Origin of the sequence: Pseudomonas sp. Irchel 3F3 (genome assembly GCF_900187545.1) — a bacterium.
Lineage (GTDB): Bacteria > Pseudomonadota > Gammaproteobacteria > Pseudomonadales > Pseudomonadaceae > Aquipseudomonas > Aquipseudomonas fortuita.
In genome coordinates, this window is record NZ_FYDS01000006.1 from 34,530 (window position 1) to 51,309 (window position 16,780).

Annotated in this window: 13 protein-coding genes; 3 read left to right on the plus strand and 10 right to left on the minus strand. The window is 63.5% G+C overall.

Translation table 11 applies throughout. The annotated features are described in order from the left end of the window. Positions 1 to 50: 50 nt before the first annotated feature. The 7 genes from CKW35_RS13810 to pilM form a co-directional block, all read right to left on the minus strand. Positions 51 to 1,655: an SPOR domain-containing protein gene (locus CKW35_RS13810; protein WP_095116153.1), complete on the minus strand. Its 1,605-nt coding sequence runs from the start codon at positions 1,653 to 1,655 to the stop codon at positions 51 to 53. A gap of 15 nt (positions 1,656 to 1,670) precedes the next feature. Then, positions 1,671 to 2,768 (minus strand): 3-dehydroquinate synthase, encoded by a 1,098-nt coding sequence (gene aroB, locus CKW35_RS13815; protein WP_024717572.1) that lies wholly within the window; start codon positions 2,766 to 2,768, stop codon positions 1,671 to 1,673. Between the two features lie 96 nt (positions 2,769 to 2,864). After that, on the minus strand, positions 2,865 to 3,383 hold the full coding sequence (gene aroK, locus CKW35_RS13820) for a shikimate kinase AroK (RefSeq protein ID WP_024717571.1): 519 nt from the start codon (positions 3,381 to 3,383) through the stop codon (positions 2,865 to 2,867). 4 nt (positions 3,384 to 3,387) lie between these two features. Continuing rightward, on the minus strand, positions 3,388 to 4,650 hold the full coding sequence (locus CKW35_RS13825) for a type IV pilus secretin PilQ (protein ID WP_016489623.1): 1,263 nt from the start codon (positions 4,648 to 4,650) through the stop codon (positions 3,388 to 3,390). Next, complete coding sequence (locus tag CKW35_RS13830; RefSeq protein WP_095116155.1) at positions 4,574 to 5,590, minus strand: pilus assembly protein PilP; 1,017 nt, start codon at positions 5,588 to 5,590, stop codon at positions 4,574 to 4,576. The genes CKW35_RS13825 and CKW35_RS13830 overlap by 77 nt, the downstream gene beginning before the upstream one ends. Beyond that, on the minus strand, positions 5,587 to 6,123 hold the full coding sequence (locus CKW35_RS13835) for a PilN domain-containing protein (protein WP_095116157.1): 537 nt from the start codon (positions 6,121 to 6,123) through the stop codon (positions 5,587 to 5,589). Before CKW35_RS13835 ends, CKW35_RS13830 begins: the two co-directional genes overlap by 4 nt. Then, positions 6,120 to 7,001 carry a type IV pilus biogenesis protein PilM gene (pilM, locus tag CKW35_RS13840; RefSeq protein WP_023048611.1) on the minus strand — a complete coding sequence of 294 codons (882 nt, stop codon included), beginning with the start codon at positions 6,999 to 7,001 and terminating at the stop codon, positions 6,120 to 6,122. The genes CKW35_RS13835 and pilM overlap by 4 nt, the downstream gene beginning before the upstream one ends. Positions 7,002 to 7,195: 194 nt before the next feature. Between pilM and CKW35_RS13845 the strand changes: the two genes are divergently transcribed. Further along, the gene (locus CKW35_RS13845) at positions 7,196 to 9,646 is read left to right on the plus strand and encodes a penicillin-binding protein 1A (protein ID WP_371855226.1); all 2,451 of its coding nucleotides are present in this window, start codon (positions 7,196 to 7,198) and stop codon (positions 9,644 to 9,646) included. A 403-nt stretch (positions 9,647 to 10,049) separates the two neighbouring features. Here the strand turns inward: CKW35_RS13845 and CKW35_RS13850 are convergent, their stop codons facing one another. From CKW35_RS13850 to rpmE, 3 genes are all read right to left on the minus strand, one after another. Beyond that, the gene (locus tag CKW35_RS13850; protein ID WP_024717569.1) at positions 10,050 to 11,318 is read right to left on the minus strand and encodes a malic enzyme-like NAD(P)-binding protein; all 1,269 of its coding nucleotides are present in this window, start codon (positions 11,316 to 11,318) and stop codon (positions 10,050 to 10,052) included. 178 nt (positions 11,319 to 11,496) lie between these two features. Next, positions 11,497 to 12,318 carry a thermonuclease family protein gene (locus CKW35_RS13855; protein ID WP_095116161.1) on the minus strand — a complete coding sequence of 274 codons (822 nt, stop codon included), beginning with the start codon at positions 12,316 to 12,318 and terminating at the stop codon, positions 11,497 to 11,499. A gap of 2 nt (positions 12,319 to 12,320) precedes the next feature. Further along, positions 12,321 to 12,536 (minus strand): 50S ribosomal protein L31, encoded by a 216-nt coding sequence (gene rpmE, locus CKW35_RS13860; protein WP_016489630.1) that lies wholly within the window; start codon positions 12,534 to 12,536, stop codon positions 12,321 to 12,323. A 167-nt stretch (positions 12,537 to 12,703) separates the two neighbouring features. On the opposite strand from rpmE, the gene CKW35_RS13865 reads away from it, so the two are divergent. Together CKW35_RS13865 and argS are read left to right on the plus strand one after the other, a co-directional pair. Continuing rightward, positions 12,704 to 14,923 carry a primosomal protein N' gene (locus tag CKW35_RS13865; protein WP_095116163.1) on the plus strand — a complete coding sequence of 740 codons (2,220 nt, stop codon included), beginning with the start codon at positions 12,704 to 12,706 and terminating at the stop codon, positions 14,921 to 14,923. A 120-nt stretch (positions 14,924 to 15,043) separates the two neighbouring features. After that, entirely contained in the window at positions 15,044 to 16,780 is a 1,737-nt protein-coding gene (argS, locus tag CKW35_RS13870; protein ID WP_016489632.1) for an arginine--tRNA ligase, read from the plus strand.

Genomic DNA, 16,780 nt, shown 5'->3' on the forward strand with positions numbered 1-16,780 from the left:
TCAGTAATCGCTCAGCAACTGGGCGGCGGGGTGATGCCGCCCGGAAGGTATCAGCGGGCCGTGGCCAGCTCTTGTTGGACGCTGCCGACGGTACGTGGCCAAGGTTTACCAGCCTGGACCTTCTCTGGCAAGTTCTTGATTGCCGCAACCGCTGCATCACGGTTGGCGAAGCTGCCGTAGGTGACTACGTACAGCGGCTTGCCCTGCAGGTTTTTCTTGAAGTAGCGATAGTCGCCACCCTGGCTCTTGACGAACGCCTGGGCCGAGGCCTCGGAGCTGGTGCCCAGGATCTGCACCACGTAATTGCCCGGCTTCTGCCCGGCGTACCAGCCGCTGTTGCCGCTGCCAGTGGCGGCAGGTTTCTCGGCAGGCTTGGCGGCCGGCTTGGCCACGGCGACCTGGGTAGGCGCAGGCGTAGGCTTGGCAGGTGCAACCGGCTTCGCAGGCTGGGTTGCGACAGGCTTGGGCGCAGGTACAACCGGCTGGACCGGCGCAGTAGCCACAGGCTGTGCAGGCACAGGTGCCGGGCCAGCCGGCACGCCTTGCGGCGGCGCAATGGTGGTCACGGTTGGCGGCGGGTTGCCAGGCTGCAGGGCAGTGTCACCCGCCGGGCTGCCTTCTTCACCCTCCCCCATGCCCGCGGCCTGGGCCAGCGGCTCGCGCATTACAGGCTGGGACTGGCCAACCAGCGGCAGCGGCATCGGCTGGGAAGACCCGGAAAACTCGATATTGGCACCCTGCTTGCCGTCGCCAAGCGGCAACTGGGCCTGGGCGGCCGGCGCCTCAGCGGGTGGCTTGTCGCCTTTCTTGGGCATCAACACAGCGGCCGCGACAGCGACCACGACCACAGCGGACAGCGCGAGCACATGTTTTTTAGGCATCTTGAACCCCATGGATGGTCGCTTGACCGTCGAACGGCTGGCGATCATGGCTTCGATCAAAGTGTCACGGGCGACCTGGTTGATGTTGCCAGGCCAGCCGTCGGAGTGTTCATGGATATCGACGATCTGTTCACGGCTGAACACCTCGATGCCCCGGCCAGCCCCTTCCAGGCGCTGCTCCAGGTACTCGCGGGTTTCTTCTTCACTGTAGGGGGCAAGCTCGATGATGTGGAAGCGTTCTTCCTCGACATTGAGCTCGTCCAGCCCGGCAATCAGTGAAGGCTCACCGAACAGGAACACGTGCGGGCGCCCTTCCGGTACCCCCGCCGCCAACTCCAGCAACGCTTGGAGTGCCGACTCGTCGAGTTGTTCCGCATCGTCCACCAGCAAATACACTTCCTGCCCGGTCAGTGCCAGTTGCACCACCTTGGACAGGATCGCCTGCACTTCGGGCTGGGCCACACCCAGGTCTTGAGCGACCTGGGCAAGCATGCTGGAAGCATCGCTGGCACTGCGGGCAGACACCACCACACTCTGCACAGCCTGCTTGTTGGTGCTGGCCACCAGGGCCTGGCGCAGCAGCGACTTGCCGCTGCCCAGCGGGCCGCTGACCACCAGCATCAGCTGGCTGTAGCGCGCCAGGTGGTGCAGCTGGCCAAGCACGGGCTTGCGCTGCGCCGGGAAGAACTTGAAGCCGGGCACACGGGGCGCGAACGGATCGTGGCTCAACTGGTAATGGTCGAGAAAGGCCTCATCGGCATGCAAACTGGTCATTGCGCTGTCACAACCTCAAAGCTGGGCCACGATCGCGCGGTAATCCGCCGACAGCGTGGCCTGAAGAATCTCTTTCGGATAGTCGTCGGTCACAACGGCCTCGCCCATCTGGCGCAACAGCACCAGACGCAAGCGTCCGTCGATCACTTTCTTGTCGACCGCCATGTGCTCCATGAAATGCGCCGGGGTCATTTCCTGTGGTGGCACCACCGGCAAACCTGCGTCCTGCAACAGGCGGATCCCGCGATCACGCTCGGCCTGGTCGATCCAGCCAAGGCGCATGGACATTTCCAGGGCCATCACCGTGCCCGCCGCCACGGCTTCGCCGTGCAGCCAGACGCCGTAGCCCATATGGGTCTCGATGGCATGCCCGAAGGTATGCCCCAGGTTCAGCGTGGCCCGCACGCCGGACTCACGCTCATCGGCACCCACCACTGCGGCCTTGGCCGCGCACGAGCGGCGGATGGCCTCGGTCAGGGCTGCCGAGTCGAGGGCGCGCAGGGCTTGCATATTATCTTCGAGCCAGGCGAGAAACGGCTTGTCGCAGATCAGACCGTACTTGATCACTTCCGCCAGGCCGGCCGACAGTTCGCGCGCTGGCAGGGTTTTAAGGCTGGTTGTATCGATCAGCACCGCATTGGGCTGATAGAAGGCACCGACCATGTTCTTGCCCAACGGGTGGTTGATACCGGTCTTGCCGCCCACCGAAGAGTCAACCTGGGAAAGCAGGGTGGTCGGCACCTGGATGAAGTCGACACCGCGCTGGTAGCAGGCGGCAGCGAAGCCGGCCATGTCACCGATCACGCCGCCGCCCAGGGCAACCACGGTTGTGCGACGATCATGGCGAGCTGTCAGCAGGCCATCGAAGATCAGTTGCAGGGTTTCCCAGTTCTTGTGGGCTTCGCCATCGGGCAATATCACCGACAGCACCGAGTAGGCGCCGAGGGTGTTGCTCAGGCGTTCGAGATACAGGGGTGCGACGGTCTCGTTGGAAACGATGGCGACTTGCCGGCCGGCAATGTGCGGCGCCAGCAGCTCGGGCTGGCCCAGCAGGCCTTCGCCAATGTAGATCGGGTAGCTGCGCTCGCCCAGGTCGACCTTAAGTGTCTGCATGTATCCCCACAATGTACTTGGGCGCGGCGCCGTTCGGGCAACCACGCGCTAACGTTGAACCTCGCCTCGGCGCTGGTGGCCGAGAATAGACCCGGGCTAACGGGGCGGCAACTGCTGCAAGCGCTCGAGAATATCGATCACCACCATGCGGGGCGGCCGCTCGTCGGTTTCCACCACCACGTCGGCGATCTCGCGGTAGAGCGGGTCGCGGGCTTCCAGCAGGGCGCGCAGGGTGGCCTCGGGGTTGGCGGTGCGCAGGAGCGGGCGATTGCGATCACGCGCGGTACGGCCAACCTGCTGCTCCACCGAAGCATGCAGGTAGATAACCCGACCACCCCGGCGCAATGCCTGGCGGTTGGCTTCGCGCATCACCGCGCCACCGCCGGTCGCCAGAACCACGCCGTCGAGTGCGCACAGTTCGGCGATCATCGCCTGCTCGCGCTCACGGAAACCTGGCTCGCCTTCCTTGTCGAAAATCCACGGGATGTTGGCGCCGCATCGCAGTTCGATTTCCTTGTCGGAATCCTTGAACAGCAGGCGCAGCTCTTTGGCCAATAGGCGTCCAATGGTGCTTTTACCAGCGCCCATGGGTCCCACAAGTATCAAATTTCGCACAGAATCAACGACTCACAGCAATCGCCTGGTCACTCATGATACGCGGAGTCAGGAAGACCAGCAGCTCGGATTTTTTCTCTTGTAATACATCGCGTCGAAACAGCCGCCCAACATACGGCAGATCGCCAAAAAATGGCACCTTGTCGACCACATTGTTTTGCGAAGTCGAGTACACGCCACCGATCACGATCGTTTCGCCGTCAGCCACACGAACCTTGGCATTGACCTCGTTCTTGCGGATCGGCGGTACGTTGTTCACGGCATTGACGTAATCAGGCTCGTCCTTGGTCACCCTGACAGCCATGATTACCTTGTTGTCAGGTGTAATCTGCGGGGTCACCTCCAGCGAAAGCGAGGCTTCGCGGAAGGCGACCGAGGTGGCGCCACTCTGGCTGGTTTCCTGGTAGGGCACCTCGGTGCCCTTGAGGATCCTGGCCGTTTCCTTGTCGGCCGTGACCACCTTGGGCTGCGAGATGATCTCGCCGTTGCCGCTTTTTTCCATGGCGCTGAGTTCCAGGTCGAGCAACACGTCACCGCGCAGCAGGCCCAGGCCGACGCTGCTGCCCGCCCGCTCCACGCCGAGGTCGACGAACAGTTCCTTGCCCGGGCGCAGGCTTTCCCCGTACAGCGGCCCGCCCCAGCGCACCCCCAGGCTTTTCTCGTAGTCGACGTTGGCCTCGACGATACGCGCCTCGATCGCCACCTGGCGCACCGGCACGTCCAGCTGCGTAACCAGTTGCCGCAATTCGGCCAGGCGATCGGCCGGCTGATGCGCCACCAGGGTATTGGTGCGCTCATCGACACCCAGGCTGCCACGAACGGTGAAGGTGCTGTCATCCGCCAGGCTGGTCAGCAACAACTCAACCAGCTCCGCCGCCTTGGCATGATGGATCGGTATCAGTTCACGGCGTAACGGCTGCATCTGCGCATCCGGCACCGGATGGGCATCGAACGGCTGCGGGGCAAACGCTGCCGCAGGGGCCACCAGCAACACATTGCCTTCGTGCCGCTGTGCCAGGCCCTTGCTGCGCAGCACCAGGTCAAGCGCCTGATCCCAGGGCACGTCCTGCAAACGCAAGGTCACGTTGCCCTGCACGTCATCGCTGGCAACCAGATTGATGCCCGCGTAATCGGCCAGCACCTGCAGCACCGAGCGAACCTCTACATCCTGGAAATTCAAAGACAGTGGCTCACCCTGATACGGCGTCGCCCACACCAGCGGGATCGGCAGCAGGGCCGCCAACACCCATTTCATCACGTTCTTCATTCTGGTTCGGGGCCTCCTTGCCCGGGCGCTTTGCCAGGGTGATGAACGCCGTACGCTCATGCCACACCCCCGCCATGAATAACCGTTCTCGCACTTCGACCTGACCTTGATCGACCCGCGCCACCACTCCGTGGTTACGCCCCAAGCGCTCACCCGCCCGCACGCGGTAGAGCCTGCCAGCCGCCATCAGCAGCGCCTCATGGGCCGCCCCTCGCGACAGGCTGCCGACCATTTCCAGCTGTGCCAGTGGCACGCTGCCCAGACCGGAACCGGCCACTCGTATCGCCCCAGGGGCGAAGGGATCGACCCCAGGCACTGGCGTGGCGGCCTTGGCCGGCATAAGCGCAAGCACCTCAGGTGTCGGTACGGGCGCTGAGGCCTGAAACGCATCTACCTGCAGTTGCAGACGCAAAAGCCCGGGCTGCCCCGCGACGGCGGCCAGTTTCATGTCACCGCTGCGCAGCAGGCGTGCCTGGCCCAGCCAGTCACCCAGCCACTGGCGCAAATCCATGTACCGGCCCACCACCTGCACCTGCAACGGCACTTTCCAATAGCCTGCCTGTTGCTCGACTTCCTGCACGTCGAACCGCTCAACCAGCAAGCCATGTGCATGCCCCGAAGCCGCCAGGCGGTCAACCAGCTCACTCATGCCTTCCCCGGCGGCCAGGTGCCAGTGAGCCTCCAGCAACCGCCGTTCGGCAAAAGCCAGAGACGCCCGCAATCGCTGCAGCTCCTCCAGCTTTGCCGCACTGGCTGCTTGCTGCTCGTTCAATGTGGCCTGCCGGGCCGCTTCCTGTGCCTGCTGCTGCAACCCTGCCGGCAGGCGAAGCGCGCAACCCAGGCCGAACACCATCCCGGCCACCAGCACTGGGGCGATGAGCCTGATGCTTCTGGAACGTTCGGCAACCGCCCACCAGGCAAAGACCTGCGCTGCTTTCACGACCAGAACGCCGCAACACGCGTAGCCAGCAGAAACTCATCGCCAGCCGGCATGCTCCTGACACGCTTGAGCGTCAGATCGAGCAGCACACCCGATCGCTCCAGATCGCGCATGAACTGCGCAACCAAGGCGCCAGAGGCAGCCAGCCCAGTCACCTGCAGATGGCCGTTTTCAAAGCTGAGTTCGAGTAGCTGGACCCCGACCGGCAGCGCCCCTTCGATCTCAGCGAACACATTACCCAGCACCCCCTGCTGGGCGCGCAAGCTTTCGAGTGCAGCTGCACGGGCATTGAGTGCATCATGCTGCGCACGCACATCTGCCAGCGGCTGCAGTTGCTCGGCCAGCACCTCAAGGGCGGCCTGGTGCTGGGCATTGACCAGCGCCTGCTGCTGACCGCGCTGTCGGGCCAACTGGTCGACCAGGGTCACGGCACACAGCGCTAGCAGTGCGCCGGCAACCAGCTGGGTGCGAAAGCGCCTGAGCGCCGCCTCGCGCTGCCGTTCCCGCCAAGGCAGCAGGTTAAGCCGTATCATGGGTGCAACCCTCCAAGTGCCAGGGCGCACGCCAGGACCATCGTGCCGTCAACGTGCTCCAACCCTTTCAGGCCAGGCAAGTGCCTGCACGGCGTATTCAGCTGGCGGCCAAGGTTTTGCAACACCCCAGGCTCCACCGATGAGCCACTGGTAATCCACAGGCCCGCCGGCAACTGCGCATCGGCAAGCAGCGCGTGCAGGTGCTCCGGCAACTGCGCCATGCCCTTCAGCCCCTGCATGTTTAGTTCACGACGCTGGTAAGGCCGGCCAGGCTGCCAGTCATAAAGCACTGCGCTGTGCGCTTCGACCCGCAGCAGCGCCGAACCTTCAAGGCAGCCCACGGGCAACATGCGGCACAAGGCAATGTTGTCGACCTCGATGGCCTCCAGTTGCAACCCGGCCGCCTCGACGATGGCATCCAGTGACGCCAAGGCACTTTGCCGACACGCGGCCACCATCAGTTCGGCGCACCCCGGTTGCGTTCCGGATGCCCCCAAGACCTGAAAGTCCAAGGCCAGGTCCTCCAATGGAAATGGAAACAGCCGCTCGGCATCGGCCAGCAATTGCGTCTCCAGTTCAGCCCCGACCTGCTCCATCGGCACATGGCACCGCTTGCAGATCACCTGGCTGGCCGGTAACGCCAACGCTATCCGGTGCTGCCTGAGGCCGCTACGCAGGTAGGCACGGCGCAAGGCAGCCACCACGGCATCGGGCTCTGCGACCCAATCCTTGCCAGCTGCGGATTCAAATGGTTCTTGTGCCGATGCAAGTACCCTGTAGCGCCGACTGCGCCGCTGCAGTTGCACAACACGAACAGCGTCAGGGGCGATTTCCACCCCCACGATTGAACTGGCATCCTTGCCGAAGCGTCCTAGCATCGCGGCTTCCTTGCTGCGTGGTGCAGCGGTCTGTCGCAACCCCGCGTCAACACCAGGCCCGGCCTGCCCATCGAGGCGACGGACAGCCTGGCCGGTAACCCGGAGGGGCGAAAAAATGCTTATAATGCCCAGCGTTTTCTGGTCCGCCGGACCTGCGTGCAACTCACTCCCAACCTGGACACCGAAAAGCCTTGATACGCCTGCTGAAGTTCTTCTGGTGGTCTTCCGTCGCCGTCATTTGCGCGCTCGTACTCGGTGTGAGCGGTGCGTTTCTGTATCTTAGCCCCAGCCTGCCCTCGGTCGAGTCCCTCAGAAGCATCCAGTTGCAGATCCCCCTCAGGGTGTACAGCAGCGACGGCAAGCTGATTGCCGAGTTCGGCGAAATGCGTCGTTCGCCGATCCGCTTCGCAGAAATTCCGCCACAGTTCATTCAGGCGCTTCTGTCAGCCGAGGACGACAATTTCCTCAATCACTATGGTGTCGACCCCAGCAGCCTGATGCGCGCGGCGACCCAGCTGGTGAAAACCGGGCATATCCAGACCGGCGGCAGCACCATCACCATGCAGGTGGCGAAAAACTTCTTCCTCACCAGCGAACGCAGCTTCTCGCGCAAGACCAACGAAATCCTGTTGGCACTGCAGATCGAACGTGAGCTGACCAAGGACGAAATCCTTGAGCTTTACGTGAACAAGATCTACCTGGGCAACCGCGCCTACGGCATCGACGCCGCCGCGCAGGTGTACTACGGCAAATCGATCCGCGACGTGAGCCTGGCGCAGATGGCGATGATCGCCGGCCTGCCCAAGGCACCGTCACGCTTCAACCCGCTGGCCAACCCGGTGCGCGCCAAGGAGCGCCGCGACTGGATCCTCGGCCGCATGTACAAGCTGGGCAAGATCGACCAGGCCAGCTACCAGGCGGCCCTGGCTGAGCCGCTCAATGCCAGCTACCACGTGCCGACGCCTGAGGTGAATGCGCCTTACATCGCCGAAATGGCCCGCGCCGAAATGGTCGGGCGCTACGGCAGCGAGGCCTACACCGAAGGTTTCCGCGTTACCACCACGGTGCCCAGCGACATGCAGGAAATGGCCAATAGGGCCATCCTCAAAGGCCTGTCCGACTACGATGAGCGCCACGGCTACCGTGGCCCCGAAGCACGCTTTCCGGGGCGTACCCAGGCAGCCTGGCTACAGGAACTGGGCAAGCAGCGCACCTTGGGTGGCCTGGAACCGGCCATCGTTACCCATGTCGATAAAACCGGCCTCCAGGTACTGACCCGGGACGGCCAGCAAGCCGAAGTGGCCTGGGACACCATGAAGTGGGCGCGCCCGTTCATCAACAGCAACGCCCAGGGCCGCGCACCACAATCGCCGGCCGACGTGGCACAGGTCGGTGACCTGGTACGCCTGCAGCGCCTGGAAGACGGCAAGCTCAAGTTCAGCCAGGTGCCTGGCGCGCAAAGTGCGCTGGTCACCCTCGACCCTTACAACGGTGCCATTCGTGCACTGGTTGGCGGCTTCTCGTTCGAGCAGAGCAACTACAACCGCGCCATGCAGGCCAAGCGTCAGCCGGGTTCGAGCTTCAAGCCGTTCATCTACAGCGCCGCACTGGACAGCGGCTACACCGCATCCACTCTGGTCAACGATGCGCCGATCGTGTTCGTCGACGAATCCGTGGACAAAGTATGGCGACCGAAGAACGACACCAACACCTTCCTCGGCCCGATCCGCATGCGCGAAGCCCTGTACAAGTCGCGCAACCTGGTGTCGATTCGCCTGCTGCAGGCCATGGGTGTAGACCGCACCATCGACTACATCGCCAAGTTCGGTTTCAACAAGCAGGACCTGCCGCGCAACCTGTCGCTGGCCTTGGGCACCGCCACCCTGACCCCGATGGAAATCGCCACAGGCTGGAGCACCTTCGCCAACGGCGGCTACAAGATCAGCCCATACCTGATCGAGCGCATCGAAAGCCGCAGCGGCGAAACACTGTTCACCGCCAACCCGGCCCGCGTCCCCGAAGGGGCCCAGGATCAGGCTGGCCTGGCGGCTCCCGAGCAGCCGATCAGCACCGCGGCCATGCCAGGTGAGGCACCTTCTGCCTTCAACCAGGTGGCCGCTGCACCGCAAGCGCCGGCTGTGGCCGAACAGATCATCGACGGGCGCACCACCTATATCCTCACCAGCATGCTGCAAGACGTGATCAAACGCGGTACCGGGCGCCGGGCGCTGGCCCTGGGCCGCACCGACCTGGCAGGCAAGACGGGCACTACCAACGAGTCCAAAGATGCCTGGTTCTCCGGCTACAACGCCGATTATGTGACCACGGTATGGGTCGGTTTCGATCAGCCGGAAACCCTCGGCCGCCGCGAGTACGGTGGCACGGCGGCGCTGCCGATCTGGATGAGCTTCATGGGCGCGGCACTCAAGGACAAGCCGGCGCATGCGCCAGCAGAACCTGAAGGCATCCTCAGCTTGCGCGTCGACCCGGTCAGCGGCCGTGCTGCCTCCCCGAGCACGCCGAATGCCTTCTTCGAGCTGTTCAAGGCCGAAGATTCGCCACCCTCGGTGGACGAACTGGGCAATGGCGCAGCACCGGGCAGCCCGCTGCCGGCCGATGAAGCGGCGCCGATGGACCTGTTTTAAGGCAGGGCGCCTGACTCAGGTTTTGCGTGGGCGCGTGAATCGAGCGCCGCCCGCGCGGCGCATCGCGACGCAAGGCCGCTCCCACATCTGTTGCAACGTGCCGAACCTGCCAAGCCATGGTTGCCCGCCTGGGTGCATGCCTTGAGACAGGCAGGGCGGCATCAATGCCCACCTCCAAATCCAGTCATGCCAGCAAGGCTGACAACCATGGCCTCACAGACATGGCCACGTTGCAACAAATGTGGGAGCGGCCTTGCGTCGCGATGCGCCGCGCGGGCGGCGCTCGGTCTCATAGGCGCCACAAGTACCCTGACGAACACCTGGCAGCCCTGACGCATTCCAACGCCCCAACAAAAAGCCCCGGCTCATGCGAGCCGGGGCTTTTTTGTCGCGACAGGGGTAATCAGCCCTTGAACACGTCATCCACGCTGGTGAGCGGGTAGTGCTTCGGATACGGCAGGGTAGCCACACCGGATTCGATAGCGGCCTTGGCAACAGCGTCGGAAACGACAGTGATCAGGCGTGCGTCCAGCGGCTTCGGAATGATGTACTCACGACCGAACTCCAGGCCTTCGACACCGTAGGCTTCGCACACTTCCTTCGGCACTGGCAGCTTGGCCAGGTCTTTCAGGGCGATGGCGGCGGCGATCTTCATTTCTTCGTTGATACGCTTGGCACGAACGTCCAGAGCACCACGGAAGATGAACGGGAAGCCCAGTACGTTGTTGACCTGGTTCGGGTAGTCGGAACGACCGGTAGCCATGATCACGTCGCTGCGAGTGGCGTGCGCCAGCTCTGGCGAAATTTCCGGGTCCGGGTTCGAGCAGGCGAACACGATCGGGTTGGCAGCCATCGACTTCAGGCCTTCCGGGCTGAGCAGGTTCGGGCCGGACAGGCCTACGAACACGTCCGCACCGTCGAGTGCGTCAGCCAGGGTGCGCTTGTCGGTTGCGTGAGCGAACTGTGCCTTGTACTGGTTCAGGTCGTCACGGCCAGCGTGGATGACACCGCTGCGGTCGATCATGAAGATGTTTTCGACCTTGCCACCCATGCTCACCAGCAGCTTCATGCAGGAGATGGCGGCAGCACCGGCACCCAGGCAGACGATCTTGGCGTCTTCGAGCTTTTTGCCGGCGATTTCCAGGGCGTTGATCATGCCGGCCGCGGTAACGATGGCGGTACCGTGCTGGTCATCGTGGAACACCGGGATGTCGCACTGTTCAATCAGGGTGCGCTCGATTTCGAAGCACTCTGGCGCCTTGATGTCTTCAAGGTTGATGCCACCGAAGGTGATCGAGATGCGGCGGACAGTGTCGATGAACGCTTGTGGGCTTTCCGATTCGACTTCGATGTCGAACACGTCAATACCCGCGAAACGCTTGAACAGAACACCCTTGCCTTCCATGACCGGCTTGGAAGCCAGTGGGCCGAGGTCACCCAGACCGAGGATGGCGGTGCCATCGGAAATCACCGCAACCAGGTTACCTTTACCGGTGTATTTGTAAGCCAGCTCTGGATCACGGCCAATCTCACGCACGGGCTCAGCAACACCTGGGCTGTAGGCCAGGGCGAGATCACGGGCGGTGGCAGTGGGCTTGGAGAGTTCGACGCTCAGTTTCCCCGGACGAGGGTGAGCGTGATATTCGAGAGCGGCGGTTTTCAGGTCTGACATGGTGGGCATTCCGCTATTTACTGTTCTGACGGACCGCCGAGGATACGCAAAGAGCCGGGGAGTCACAAGACTGGTCGGTCACTTGTGTCAAGGCCTTTAGCCTACGACTTTACGCTATAACCCACGGGGGCATACGGCTCACAGTGTGTACAATCCAATAGCGAAATGTCTACATCTTTTAGCCTGAAAAACGCTCCAACATGCTCGGATCGGTCAATGGCAATACCCAGCGTCGCTGCCCAGGCTTGAGGCCGCCCTTGCGGGAACGATCCAGCACCCAGCCACGCGCTTCGACCTGGCGTCCCTTGAGATTATCGAAGAAGCTGGCGGGGAAGTTGCGTTGCAGACGAGTGGGAACCTGTAGCACAACAGCCTCGTCCAGGGTCAACCAGACCCCGCCACGGTTGCGCTCGACACCCTTGATGCGGCCACTGACCACCGCGAAACCCGACTGCCTGACATCGGCTGCAGCCACCACAGGCGAGCGCCGCCACACACCATTGCCGGCCTTGCGCGCTGCTTGCTCGGCAACCTGCTGGCAGCCGCTGAGGCTTACATTGGGGGCAACTGCCACCCGGTAGCCCAAACCCTCGCTGAGCAACCGTGCTTCAATATTGTCCCCACTGATGCCGTAGATATGCGCCAGTGTGCGGCCATACTTGTCTTTTTCCTCAACGCCCGGTACCAGCCCGATGCGCCCGTCACTGGCGTTGACCAATGCTTGGAGGCGCCGCCTGGCAGCCTCGGCATAGGGCTCGCTGGTGCGCCCTTTGCGGCCAATTTCCGGAGCATTGATGCCGATCAGCCGCACGCTGCGGCCATCAACCAGGCGCAAGGTATCGCCATCCACTACCTGGCGCACAACCACTTGCTGCGCCTGCTGCGGCAGTGGGCAGAACGCCAGGGCCGGGAAATGCCAGATGACGCCCATAAAAAAAGCGCCCACAAGGGACGCTTTTTTGTGCAGCAATGCGAAACCCGAGGGGTTCGCCATGCGCATGATTACTTCTTGGCACCGAACATGCCGAAGCGATCGGCGAACTTCTGTACGCGACCACCGGTGTCCAGGACTTTCTGCTTACCGGTGTAGAACGGGTGGCACAGGTTGCAAACGTCGATCGACAGGGTGTTGCCCAGGGTCGAACGGCTTTCGAACTTGTTGCCGCAGCTGCAGGTGACTGCAACTACTTCATAGTTCGGGTGGATACCTTCTTTCATGGTCGCTTCCTCGAGCTGCGTGCCGCCATCCAACACCAATTGTTGAATACCGCACGTAATTAGGCGGCAAATAATACCAGAGCGCTGCGTCAGTGCAAGTTGTCGCTTGCACCGGCCGTCGTCTGCTAGGCTCGCCAGTCTTTGATACGCCCTCCGAGACCTTCCGCGTGCCCGACGTCATCCTGCGCCTTGCCCTGCCCTCCCCGCTGCGTCGCCTGTTCGACTACAAGGCACCCACGAGCATGGCGCGCCAGGCCTTGACCCCGGGCATGCGCATTCGTGTGCCATTCGGCCGCCGCGAAATGATCGGCGTGCTGGTGGAGGTATGCGCGCAAAGCGAGGTGCCCGCCGACAAGCTCAAGCCGGCCAGCGCCCTGCTCGATCCGGTATCACCGATCCCGCCATCGCTGTTCAAGCTGTGCCTGTGGACCGCCCAGTACTACCAGCACAGCCTGGGCGACACCCTGAGCTGGGCCCTGCCGACATTATTGCGCCAGGGCGAGCCCGCCGAGATGCGCCAGGAGCGCTTCTGGCACGTCGCCCCCGGCGCCCGCCTGGAAGACCCGCGCATCGCCCGCGCGCCACGCCAGCGCGACGCGCTCAAGACCCTGGCCCAGCACCCACACGGCGTGGCCCACAGCCTGCTGGCCAAGCTCAACCTGAACAAGGACAGCCTCGACCTGCTGTTGGCCAAGGAACTGGTACAAATTGAAGTACGCCGGCACCTGCCGGGGCTACGCCACGAACACTGGCTGGCGCAGCCGGAATTGCCGCTCAACGAGGAGCAACGCGACGCCTTTGATGCTGTGCGCGAAGGCTTTGGGGGCTTTGGCGCGTTCCTGCTGGCGGGCGTTACCGGTAGCGGCAAGACCGAGGTCTACCTGCAGCTGATTCGTGAAACCCTGGAAGCCGGCAAACAGGCGCTGGTGCTGATTCCGGAGATCAACCTCGGCCCACAGACCCTGGCGCGCTTCGAGCAACGCTTCAACGCCCGCATCGCCCTGCTGCATTCGGCAGTGAACGACCGCGAGCGCCTGGACGCCTGGCTGGCTGCCCGGGACGGCGAAGCCGACATCATCATCGGCACCCGCTCGGCATTGTTCACACCGATGAAAAACCCCGGCCTGATCATCATCGACGAGGAGCACGACGGCTCCTATAAACAGCAGGAAGGGCTGCGCTACCACGCCCGCGACCTGGCACTGGTGCGCGCCCACCAGGAAAACATCCCGATCCTGCTCGGCTCTGCCACGCCGTCGCTGGAAACCCTGCACAACGCCCTTACCGGCCGTTACCGCCTGCTGCGCATGAACCAGCGCGCTGGCGGAGCCCGCCCGCCGCGCATGTTGCGCCTGGATGTAAAGAGCCTGCCACTGGACAGCGGCATCAGCGGCCCGTTGCAACAAGCCATCCGCCAGACCCTGGAAGCAGGCCAGCAAGTGCTGGTGTTCCTCAACCGCCGCGGCTTCGCCCCTACCTTGCTGTGCCACGATTGTGGCTGGCTGTCCGAGTGCCCGCGCTGTGATGCACGCATGACCGTGCACCAGCGTTCTGGCGTGCTGCGCTGCCACCACTGCGGCTATGACGAACGCCTGCCGCACCAGTGCCCGCAGTGCAACCACGTGGACCTGCGCCCGGTCGGCGCAGGCACCGAGCGGGCCGAAGAGCGCCTGAAAGTGCTGTTTCCGGACTACCCGATCCTGCGGGTGGACCGCGACAGCACAGCGCGCAAAGACGCCATGCACAACCTGTTCACGACTATTCAGCGGGGCCAGCCGAGCATCCTTGTCGGTACGCAGATGCTTGCCAAGGGTCACCATTTCCCCCGGGTGACCCTGGTGGCCATCCTCGATGCCGATGGCGGGCTGTTCTCGGGTGATTTTCGCGCCAGTGAGCGCATGGCGCAGCTGATGGTGCAGGTGGCCGGCAGGGCCGGGCGGGCCGAAGAGCCAGGCAAGGTCATCATCCAGACCCACCTGGCCGACCACCCGCTGTTGGTGCAGCTTACCGAGCAGGGCTACTTCGCCTTTGCCGAACAGGCCCTGGACGAACGCCGCGCCGCCGGGCTGCCGCCCTACTCCCACCTGGCCCTGCTACGCGCCGAAGCGCACAAGCCGGGGCAGGCCGAAGGCTTTCTCGACGAAGCCTGCGCCGCCGCCGAGCGCCTGGTCGCCGAGCAACACCTGCCGGGCATCGAACTGCTGGGCCCGGTGCCGGCGCCCATGGAGCGCCGCGCCGGGCGCTTCCGCGCGCAACTGTTGATACAGGCCAATACCCGGGCGCCTTTGCATCGACTCATCAGCGCCTGGTTGCTAGTGTTGGAGCAGATGCCCAGCGGGCGCCAGGTACGTTGGTCGCTGGACGTCGACCCGGTCGACCTGTATTGACGTCTGGCGCTGCTTTGCAGCCCCAAAGGTTGGCAACCCGCTCCCGGCAACGGATAATGCCCAGTTTTTCCACCTGCGCATCCAGGCGCTCACCGCGCTTGCGGTCGAAAAGAGATCCCCATGAAAGACACCATTCGCCAGCTGATCCAGCAAGCCCTCACCCAACTCGTCACCGACGGTGTGCTGCCTGAAGGGCTGTCGCCGGCGATCCAGGTGGAAAACGCCCGGGACAAGACCCACGGCGACTTCGCCAGCAACATCGCCATGATGCTGGCCAAGCAGGCAGGCATGAAGCCACGCGACCTGGCCGAAAAACTGATCGCCGCCCTGCCGGCCAGCGCCGACATCAGCAAGGTAGAAATCGCTGGCCCCGGCTTCCTCAACTTCTTCCAGAACACCGACGCCTTGGCCAACCGCCTGGATGCTGCCCTGGCCGATGACCACCTGGGCGTGCGCAAGGCCGGCCCGAGCGAAAAGGTCGTCATCGACATGTCGGCGCCAAACCTGGCCAAAGAGATGCACGTCGGCCACCTGCGCTCGACCATCATCGGTGACAGCGTCGCACGCGTGCTGGAATTTTTGGGTGACAACGTCATTCGCCAGAACCACGTCGGCGACTGGGGTACCCAGTTCGGCATGCTGATGGCCTACCTGCAGGAAAACCCGATCACCAGTGACGAGCTGTCAGACCTGGAAAACTTCTACCGGGCGGCGAAGAAACGCTTCGACGAATCGGAAGAGTTCGCCAATCGCGCCCGTGGCCTGGTGGTCAAGCTGCAGGCCGGCGACCCCGAGTGCCTGGCCCTGTGGACACGCTTCAAGGACATTTCGCTGTCGCACTGCCAGAAGACCTACGAGCTGCTCAACGTCAAGCTGACCATGGCCGACGTGATGGGCGAAAGCGCGTACAACGACGACCTGGCCAACGTGGTGGCCGAGCTCAAGGCCAAGGGCCTGTTGGTCGAGGACCAAGGCGCCCAATGCGTGTTCCTCGAGGAATTCAAGAACAGCGAAGGCGAACCACTGCCGGTGATCGTGCAGAAAGCCGACGGCGGCTACCTGTACGCCACCACCGACCTGGCCGCCGTGCGCTACCGCAGCAACGTACTCCACGCTGACCGCGCCCTGTACTTTGTCGACCAGCGCCAGGCCCTGCATTTTAACCAGGTGTTCGAAGTCGCCCGCCGCGCAGGCTTTGTCGGCCACCCGATGCAGATGGAGCACATGGGCTTCGGCACCATGAACGGCGCCGACGGCCGCCCGTTCAAGACCCGCGACGGCGGCACCGTCAAGCTGATCGACCTGCTCACCGAGGCCAAGGAGCGTGCCTACGCGCTGGTCAAGGAAAAGAACCCGAGCCTGGCCGACGAAGATCTGCGCCACATCGGCGAAGTGGTGGGCATTGGCGCAGTGAAGTACGCCGACCTGTCCAAGCACCGCACCAGCGACTACAGCTTCAACTTCGAGCTGATGCTCAACTTCGAAGGCAACACCGCTCCATACCTGCTGTACGCCTACACCCGCGTAGCCGGCGTGTTCCGCAAGCTGGGCAAGGGCTTTGACGAAGTCGACGGCAAGATCGTGCTGCAGGCCCCCCACGAGCAGGACCTGGCTGCGCGCCTGGCCCAGTTTGGCGAAACCCTCAACAGCGTCGCCGAAAAAGGCACGCCGCATGTGCTGTGCAGCTACCTGTACGACCTGGCCGGCCTGTTCTCCAGCTTCTACGAGAACTGCCCGATCCTGGCCGCCGAAACCCCGGAACAACAGCAGAGCCGCCTGCGTCTGGCCGCCCTGACCGGCCGCACCCTCAAACAAGGTCTGGAACTGCTCGGCCTGGAAACCCTGGAGCGCATGTAA